Origin of the sequence: Domibacillus indicus (genome assembly GCF_023715895.1) — a bacterium.
In the GTDB taxonomy this organism is placed as follows: domain Bacteria; phylum Bacillota; class Bacilli; order Bacillales; family Domibacillaceae; genus Domibacillus; species Domibacillus indicus_A.
Genome location: NZ_JAMBOO010000048.1, coordinates 1 through 8,552 on the forward strand (window position 1 = coordinate 1; position 8,552 = coordinate 8,552).

The following is an 8,552-nucleotide window of genomic DNA, read 5'->3' on the forward strand; positions in this document are numbered from 1 at the left end:
AGAGGTCACACCCGTTCCCATCCCGAACACGGCCGTTAAGCTCTTCAGCGCCGATGGTAGTTGGGGGTTTCCCCCTGTGAGAGCAGGACGCCGCCAGGCAAGAAGTGAGGACAGCGAAAGCTGTCCTTTTTTTGTGTAGGAATTATATTCCATGAAAAAAACTTGTTTTTTTTGCGAAATATAAAAGAACAGGCAATATTGCCGTAAACGCTCCTCCTTGTAAAAATAAAACATTGACTGAAGAATATTCAGACAATGTTTTATTTTTTTATGGTCATTTTTTATTCTTGAGCCAAAAGCAGCTATAGCTTATGTCTCGTAAGAATAACTATTCAGGTGCCCGCTTCAAGAGCTGAGAATTTTTGAAGGAAGGTTTTTTCTTTTAAATGATCAGATATTGGGCAAAATATTTTAGGAAATGGTTATAGCAGAACAGGGAGGGAACTAACATGGAAAAAATTGAAACCGGGGAAATCATCACTATGATTGATGATAATGGCAGAACACAAGATATGGAAGTGCTGAAGACCTTAGCTCTTGATGGAAAAGAATATGCAGTTGTAGGGTATGTGGAAGAGCTTCAGCAAAAAACGGATGAAGAGATCGATGTCTTCTTTTTAAGGGTGGATAATGACGAGCAGTTATCCTTGATAGAAAATGATGAGGAATTGGATAAGGTATCTGCTGCATTTAATGAAGCCAAGGAAGAGTAAGCAAACGATCTTCTATTACTTACTGTCACCCTCGAACCAGGAAATTCCTTTATCAAGATGTTTTCGGTTCCAATAATACGTTGCTTTCGCCATCACGGCGGTTGGTAAGCCGGGTGGCGGAAGCTTAAACCACTAATATTCTTGGCTGCATGTTGATCTCTGTTGTCCGGATGTCCGTGCAGGACGGAGTATAAACGTTCTGTGAGCAGTGTTTTTATTTAACCATATAAAATGCTGCATAATTGGGAGGAAGCGGGGATGAACAGAGATCATTTTCTTGTCGTATTATCCATGCAAATATTTATGATGGTGTCTGCTGGGTGCTCTTCAATCAGATTTTCTTCAGAAAGCAGGTGGATAAATGGGAAGTGTAAGGGAGAAGCATGTTCCTTGCCTCTGCAGAGTCCTCCTCTGCTATCAGCTGCATAAATCCTTTGCTTAAGGTAAGTGGATTACGTTTACCGCCTTCAGAATTACACTCTCAAAAACGCTTCTTCAACAAACTTTCCTTGTTATTATCTCCTGCAGCATAAAACATTGGATACAAATGATAAAAGGAACCCAATTCTTGACCTCAGTATCTGTACCTTGATGAATTTGTTCTACATACGATATCTAGACATGAAATTTTAAGGGGATGAGTACTTGAGTGAAAACAGCGGGTCAATACCATTTTCTTATAACAACGCTTCTTGCTTTCAGCCATTTATCAGCTCTAACCCGGTAACTTCTTTTAACCCTATTCAGCGTTTTCCAGCAATTGACCGGACGGCTTTTATTAGTCCATTTTCAAGTGTTATCGGGGACGTTACGATTAAAAATCAAGTGTATATTGCGCCTAATGTAAGCATACGTGCAGACGAAGGAACGCCGTTTTATATTGGTTCTAAAACGAATCTTCAAGATGGTGTTATTTTGCATGGTTTATTAAACAAGCAATTTATTGTGGGCGGGAAAGGCTATTCTATATTCATTGGAAACGAAGTTACTGTAGCTCACAAAGCGCTTATTCATGGCCCTTGTTTTATCGGAAGCAATGTATTTGTTGGGTTTAACTCCATTGTCTATAATGCCATTGTAGAAAAAGGGGCATTTATTTCTTACAACGCTGTAGTCACCAATGGTGTACGTATAGATCAAAATAAATTCGTGCCGCCGGGCGCCCATATCGATACTCAGGAAAAAGCGGATACACTTTCAGTGGTGCCAAAAGACAGTAAGGACTTTGCAGCGGAAGTACAGCGTGTAAATCAAGAGTTTCCTTCCTCATATCATCTTTTGTTCGGAAAGTATCGTTGTTCATGTGGGCTTGCGTATGACGACCACGCGTAACGAAAAACCTTAACAACGAAATGTAGGGTAAAAAAAGCCTTTTACATAAAGGCTTTTTTGCTTGCAAGCTGTATTCCAGTTCATGTACTTTTTCTTTTAAAAAAGACTATAAGAACTTTATTAAATTACATACACAGAACGTCATAACTGCTCGCGCAGACGAAAGTGCATAATGGTTCATTAAGAAATAACATACTTAGGCTTCAGGTATTAAGAAACCACATTTACATTAGCGTTGTAAGCATCCAGGAAATCCGAAAAGGAGAGAAGCATATTGAGCCCTTAAAGAACAGTGCTCTATTTGTAATAAAGGAAAGGCTTTGATCGGAAAAATGTAAAGAAGCCTCTCAAACCTAACTGGATAGGTATACATAACGAATATAGCTGGATCGGAAAAATACAGCTTACATCACGCCAATAGTCTGAAGTCGAAATCACGAGACACGATTTATAAATGGTGTCCGCTTTTATAGGACCAAGAACAATTCATTTCATAATTCTTAAATGGGGAGCGTGATGATTAATAAATTAATTTTTTTAAGAGGAGTTCGATCATCGAATTTTATCTTAAGGCTGGCGATCACAAGTAGGCAACATATTGATCAAATGAAACTGAATTCTGGTTATGTTGGACGATAGGTTGATATTTATAAACCGAATACACAGGCCGTACCACTGAAAGTGTCGCTAGATGTTTAAAAGACGGCCTTACAACAACATTTGTCAGATAAGCAGATTGATCTGCTCCCGGTATTCTCTTTTGATTTAAAGCATGAATCATTCGTTCAGCTGTCTTGATTCCTAATCCATGCCCAAAATACGTATCGTCTTCCAGCACAACAGCATTTTCTCCTCTCCACTGAGGGGTTTGCGGATCAAAGTCCGGATTTTTAAAATATACGATATCACCAGGCAAAGAGCGGCTTGTATAAAGGGGCTTTATTCCGAGGTCAGGATCAGCATGCCAGCTGTATAAGTAAATGGTTTGAAACAAACGATTAAACAATGAGTCGCCGATCATATTTAGAAGTGCGTGATAAAAGACAATAACCATCGCGGTTGCACATTCGAACGCATATTGTGAGCTGTTTATATAAATATCTTTAATTGCGTCTGACGACTTTACACCATGCTTCAGCTGAAATCCGCCGGTACTCGTCAGTTTCCAATATTGAGGATTACAGCGGGAGTTAGCAAATACTGCAAACCGTACACTGCTTTCGTTCATCGCTCTTGCACTGGTGATGATATTTTTTCGTAACTCAAGCTCAAACGATAATTCACCAATGAATGAATACGAATAAACCACTGTATCATTCTTCATCCGCCGAAGAATGGTGCTTTCAATACTTCCAGATGGCCACATGGTACTTTGTTGAAAGGGCATCCCTGATAACCGAATCATACTATACCTCTTTCCAGGTTCGAATATTCACTTGCATTCTTACCTAGCATATTCAAGCATTGTTTTAACGTGTGGCTTTCATCATTTAATTCGCACATCTATATGATCTGTTTAATAAAACACTTGTATCAAGCCAGCAGATCGGACACAAATGTATCTTATTTTCCTCTATTGCCTTTTCAATTCCCAATCTTTCTAACCCTAAAATTTCCTAAATGTGCAGAAAAAGAGTAAGAGAGGAAACCAAGGCGGATTTATACAATAACATTGAGGAACATATCCCTGGAGATAGACCATCTACCCCCAGGGATATGTTCTTTAAACAGAATAAGCTTATTGAGCAAAAATGATTCGGCGCTTTTGAGTTATTCATCAGTATCCTTTTTCTGCTGTTGGTATATGAAAACCACCAAAAGAAGAATGAACGAATCAGCTTACAGCAGCTTCCAACAATGTAATCGTATTATTGGAGGTATTTAAATTTACTCTAGCACCTATTGGAATGGCTGCTTTGTAGAATCCATGCCCAGAAGCAAGATTGGTCATGAGTGGTTTTCCAAGTGGTGCAATAAATTCACTAATCAAATCGCTATAAGACTTGCCATAGGCATTCGGACAATCGGTACATTCTCCCATAATAATTCCGAGACAATCCTCAAATTTTCCAGCTATCCTCATGTGATCAATGTAGCGGTAAACCGTATTAATGGGTTCATGTGTTTCTTCGAGCAAAATAATCTTCCCGGCCGTATTGATTTCATATGGTGTACCTAATGTACTGACAATGGATGTTAAGTTTCCACCAACAATTGGGCCGCTGACGTTCCCTTGTACTCTGCCAGTAAGCGGTATTCCTGGAGGGTTCAAAATCGGACGAGGTGAAACAGTCGAAGAGGTGATGGTAAAAAACTGTTCAAAATTGTAAGCCGGCGTCTGTGGTCTAAAGTCAATGAGGAGTAAGCTGTGGAATGTAATAAGGTCGGTAAACTGATATAAAATGTTTAATAAAACGGTAATATCACTGTAGCCGCTCACGATTTTTGGGTTTCGAGCGATCACTGTATAATCAAGGAACGGTAATATACTTTCCACACCGACACCGCCCCTTACAGGCAAAATCATCTTTACCTGTGTGTTGGTGAACATGGACATCAAGTCTTCAGCGCGCTGCTGGGCCGTTCCTGCTAGGAATCCGTTTTGTGCATATACATACTTCCCCAAAACAACCTGAAGCCCCATTCCTTGCAGAAAAGCAATGCTGGCATCAATAATGCTCCGAGCAACGGGACTGCCCAGCGCAACGATGCCGACTGTATCTCCCCGCTGCAGAATTCTTGGTTTAATGGGCATACTCTCGCCTCCCTTTAGTTTACTGCCTTTATAGGTTATGAAAGGAGAAGGGAGAATATTTGATTATTCAGGATGATGGGTGTGACGAAAGACTATTAGGAAAAGCAAATCAGGCACAAACAGCAGTAAAATATTTAAGTAAGGTGAATAGAAAGGACAGTACCCGAGGCGAGCGTTGTCATAAATAACGGCAAATTTTTTGTTGTAAAACGGAAGCCGACTGCAGTCTGCAATCGGCCTTTTTATTTATTCCTCGTTGCCAGTAATAGTCTCGATTGATCAAGCCGCGGAATACTACTATGTTGTCCTATTCACGAACAGATTTTAAGCAAAACCTTCTAGTACAATCTTGCCAATCGCCTTATTGCTCTCCAACAATTTGTGGGCTTGGCGAAGGTTTTCTGCTGAAATAGGTCCAAGCACTTCAGCGAGCGTGGTTTTCAATTTTTGCTGGTCCACTGCCTCAGCGACCCGATTAAGCAAATGGTGCTGTTCAATCATATCATCTGTTTCAAAAAGCGAGCGTGTAAACATAAATTCCCACACGAAGGTGACGCTTTTTTGCTTGAGCACGGTAAGGTCAAGTGGAGAAGTCGGATCATCAATGGCGCATACAACTCCTTGAGGAGAAATAACCTCGCCGATGCCGGCCCAATGTTTCTCTAAAGCATTCAGGCAGAAAATATACGGAACGCTTGGGAATCCAAGGGCTTGAAGCTGTGGCAGAAGCGGATCATGGTGATTAATCGTATAATCGGCCCCCATTGATTGAACCCATTCGACCGTTTCCGGCCGGGAAGCAGTGCCAATTACTGTAAGCCCCGCTTGTTTTGCAAGCTGAATAGCAATGGATCCGACACCCCCGGCGGCCCCAATAATCAACAATGTTTTTCCTTTGTTGACACTTGGATCTTGGGAAAGTAACATTCGGGTAAATAGTGCTTCCCAAGCTGTAATAGAAGTTAGAGGAAGGGCCGCCGCTTCTGCAAAAGTCAAGGAAGCGGGCTTTCGCCCAACGATGCGTTCATCGACGAGATGATATTCGCTGTTGCCGCCTTGTCGTGCAATACTGCCAGCATAAAACACTTCATCCCCCGGTCGGAACAAGGAACAGTGTGGCCCTACTTCATCAACAATTCCTGCTACGTCCCAGCCTAAGATTTTAGGAGCTTCTTCAACTTTGTCTTTAGGAGCCCGAACCTTCGTGTCAACCGGATTGACCGATATGGCGGCAACTTTAACCAAAATGTCACGGCCCGTTGCTTTTGGCTTCTCAATCACTACATCTTCCAGACTTTCTGGATTTTCAATAGGAAGGTATCTCATTAGTCCTACTGCCTTCATTGTATCCATAATTAAACACATCCTTTCCATGCAAGTATACCTTTTGCGAGGAATGACTTAAAATATAAAACACTGCTGCTATTTGGTAAGTTGAATTTTCATATAATGATTAAAGCTTAAAACCCAAAACATGATAAAATCTTTTATATAATTTTAAAAACATGTGACAGGCTGTAAAGGAAGGAGATGCATATGGGGATTGAAGTAAAAGAAATCCTTGCTAAAAAAATCCTCACTGAGGCAAAAGGTTATTTGGATGTTGGATTTACCCACTCTTTAAATCCGTATAGCGGCTGCGCATTTTCCTGCAGGTACTGCTATGTAAGGGAAATGCCCATTCAGAAATTCAAGGAAATTCCCTGGGGAGAATGGCTGGACATCAAAGCAAATGCCGCAGAAAATTACCGAAATGAAATCAGAAAACTTCGCGAGAAAAACAAACCTGTGAATATTTTTATGTCTTCTGTGACAGATCCTTACCAGCCAATTGAACGTAAAGCAAAGATCACACGCAGTATATTAGAAGAAATGATTGAAAACCCACCTGATTTTCTCCAAATCCAAACAAGAAGCCCGCTGATCACACGGGATATTGATCTACTAAAGAAATTAAATGAAATATGCGAAGTCCTTGTCTCCATAACAGTTGAAACGGACAGGGAAGATATGAAGACAATATTTTCCCCATATGCACCAGGCATTAAATTAAGGATAAAAGCTTTAAAAGAAATTCACGATGCAGAAATATCCACTCAAGCTTCGATTTCTCCTGTTTTGCCATTCACCCCTGATTTTCCGAAAGTATTAATAGGAATAGCAGATCATATCTGGATTGATACATTAAGTATTGGAGACGGCTTCATGGGAAAGCGTTCAGAGAGGTTAGGGATGCCAGAATTATTTCAACAGCATGAACTGTCAAAATGGTATCGAAAAGATCTACACTTAATGGTAGGGAGATATTTTACCAAGTATTTTCCTGCTGAAATGATACGGATTTCTAAAAAAGAAGCTTTTCCAAAATAAAAGTCACTGTTCGTTAAGGTGTATATGGTTTCGTAATGCGGGCTTATTGGGCTTTGTGCATAAAATATTTGTCTGATTTTTTTAGAATACCGATTTATACTGACAAAGGGACTTATGTTTAAAGTAATGGCTTTTCTACTTGCTTCATTAATATACTTCTTATAATTTTGCATGAAAAAAGCAGTTGCTTCTAGAAGCAACTGCTTTTTTCTCTTCAGTTTGTAGTATTCCAACTAACATGCGATTTATTCTTTTACTCGGTTACTTAAAAGGTGAAGGATATAGGGAACAAAAAGGTAATAGAGGAAACAAAAACAGAAGTGATTGAAATCAGCATTTAGACATGTTATATTATTAATCGTCGCTAAGACAGTAAGGAGAAATAATATATTTCCTAAGTAGCATTTTAATTATATTTATATAATTAAAATGCGGAAATGTTGTTTTCTAATGATTGCAAGATGACTTGTTTGATTAGTGATATCTCTGTAAAATTCGATATTAACGAAGTAAGTATAAAACTAAATAATGATTTATCGAGATAATTATTTCGATAAAAAGTTATTGACTTTATGCTTGCTGCATGATATGATTATTTAGCTGTCAGGAATGACAGTTCAAAAAATTGTTCTTTGAAAACTGGATAATATCGTAAAGTAACACCAAGCAATACCGAGTAATCGCCATTTTAGGTTAAGTTAGAAAGGGCGCACGGTGGATGCCTTGGCACTAGGAGCCGACGAAGGACGGGACTAACACCGATATGCTCCGGGGAGCTGTAAGTAAGCTTTGATCCGGAGATTTCCGAATGGGGAAACCCACCATCCGTAATGGGATGGCACCCCTGCCTGAATACATAGGGCAGGAGGAGGCATACCCGGGGAACTGAAACATCTAAGTACCCGGAGGAAGAGAAAGCAAACGCGATTCCCTGAGTAGCGGCGAGCGAAACGGGACATAGCCCAAACCAGAAGGCTTGCCTTCTGGGGTTGTAGGACACTCTATACGGAGTTACAAAGGAAGAAGATAGGTGAAGCGATCTGGAAAGATCCGCGGTACAAGGTAACAGCCCTGTAGCTGAAATCTTCTTCTCTCTTGAGTGTATCCTGAGTACGGCGGAACACGAGGAATTCCGTCGGAATCCGGGAGGACCATCTCCCAAGGCTAAATACTCCCTAGTGACCGATAGTGAACCAGTACCGTGAGGGAAAGGTGAAAAGCACCCCGGAAGGGGAGTGAAAGAGATCCTGAAACCGTGTGCCTACAAGTAGTTAGAGCCCTTTAACGGGTGATAGCGTGCCTTTTGTAGAATGAACCGGCGAGTTACGATTTCATGCAAGGTTAAGCTGATAAGGCGGAGCCGCAGCGAAAGCGAGTCTGAA

6 protein-coding genes and 2 rRNA genes are annotated in these 8,552 nt (G+C 40.6%); 5 read left to right on the forward strand and 3 right to left on the reverse strand.

The window, feature by feature from the left end; translation table 11 throughout:
• From rrf to M3221_RS25230, 3 genes are all read left to right on the forward strand, one after another.
• A 5S ribosomal RNA gene (gene rrf, locus M3221_RS25220) occupies positions 1 to 99 on the forward strand; the annotation flags it as partial.
• A 350-nt stretch (positions 100 to 449) separates the two neighbouring features.
• A complete protein-coding gene (locus M3221_RS25225) occupies positions 450 to 713 on the forward strand; it encodes a DUF1292 domain-containing protein (RefSeq protein ID WP_251274785.1) in 264 nt (87 codons plus the stop codon).
• A gap of 645 nt (positions 714 to 1,358) precedes the next feature.
• On the forward strand, positions 1,359 to 2,045 hold the full coding sequence (locus tag M3221_RS25230; protein WP_251274786.1) for an LbetaH domain-containing protein: 687 nt from the start codon (positions 1,359 to 1,361) through the stop codon (positions 2,043 to 2,045).
• 580 nt (positions 2,046 to 2,625) lie between these two features.
• Here M3221_RS25230 and M3221_RS25235 read toward each other — a convergent pair.
• The 3 genes from M3221_RS25235 to M3221_RS25245 all read right to left on the reverse strand — a co-directional run bounded on the left by M3221_RS25235 (position 2,626) and on the right by M3221_RS25245 (position 6,153).
• The gene (locus M3221_RS25235) at positions 2,626 to 3,450 is read right to left on the reverse strand and encodes a protein-glutamine gamma-glutamyltransferase (protein WP_251274787.1); all 825 of its coding nucleotides are present in this window, start codon (positions 3,448 to 3,450) and stop codon (positions 2,626 to 2,628) included.
• Positions 3,451 to 3,879: 429 nt separating this feature from the next.
• The gene (locus M3221_RS25240; protein WP_251274788.1) at positions 3,880 to 4,800 is read right to left on the reverse strand and encodes a S66 peptidase family protein; all 921 of its coding nucleotides are present in this window, start codon (positions 4,798 to 4,800) and stop codon (positions 3,880 to 3,882) included.
• 324 nt (positions 4,801 to 5,124) lie between these two features.
• Positions 5,125 to 6,153 (reverse strand): zinc-binding alcohol dehydrogenase family protein, encoded by a 1,029-nt coding sequence (locus tag M3221_RS25245; RefSeq protein WP_251274789.1) that lies wholly within the window; start codon positions 6,151 to 6,153, stop codon positions 5,125 to 5,127.
• A gap of 183 nt (positions 6,154 to 6,336) precedes the next feature.
• On the opposite strand from M3221_RS25245, the gene M3221_RS25250 reads away from it, so the two are divergent.
• Both M3221_RS25250 and M3221_RS25255 read left to right on the forward strand, forming a co-directional pair.
• Complete coding sequence (locus M3221_RS25250; protein WP_251274790.1) at positions 6,337 to 7,170, forward strand: SPL family radical SAM protein; 834 nt, start codon at positions 6,337 to 6,339, stop codon at positions 7,168 to 7,170.
• Positions 7,171 to 7,861: 691 nt separating this feature from the next.
• Positions 7,862 to 8,552: ribosomal RNA gene (locus M3221_RS25255) — 23S ribosomal RNA — on the forward strand; the annotation flags it as partial.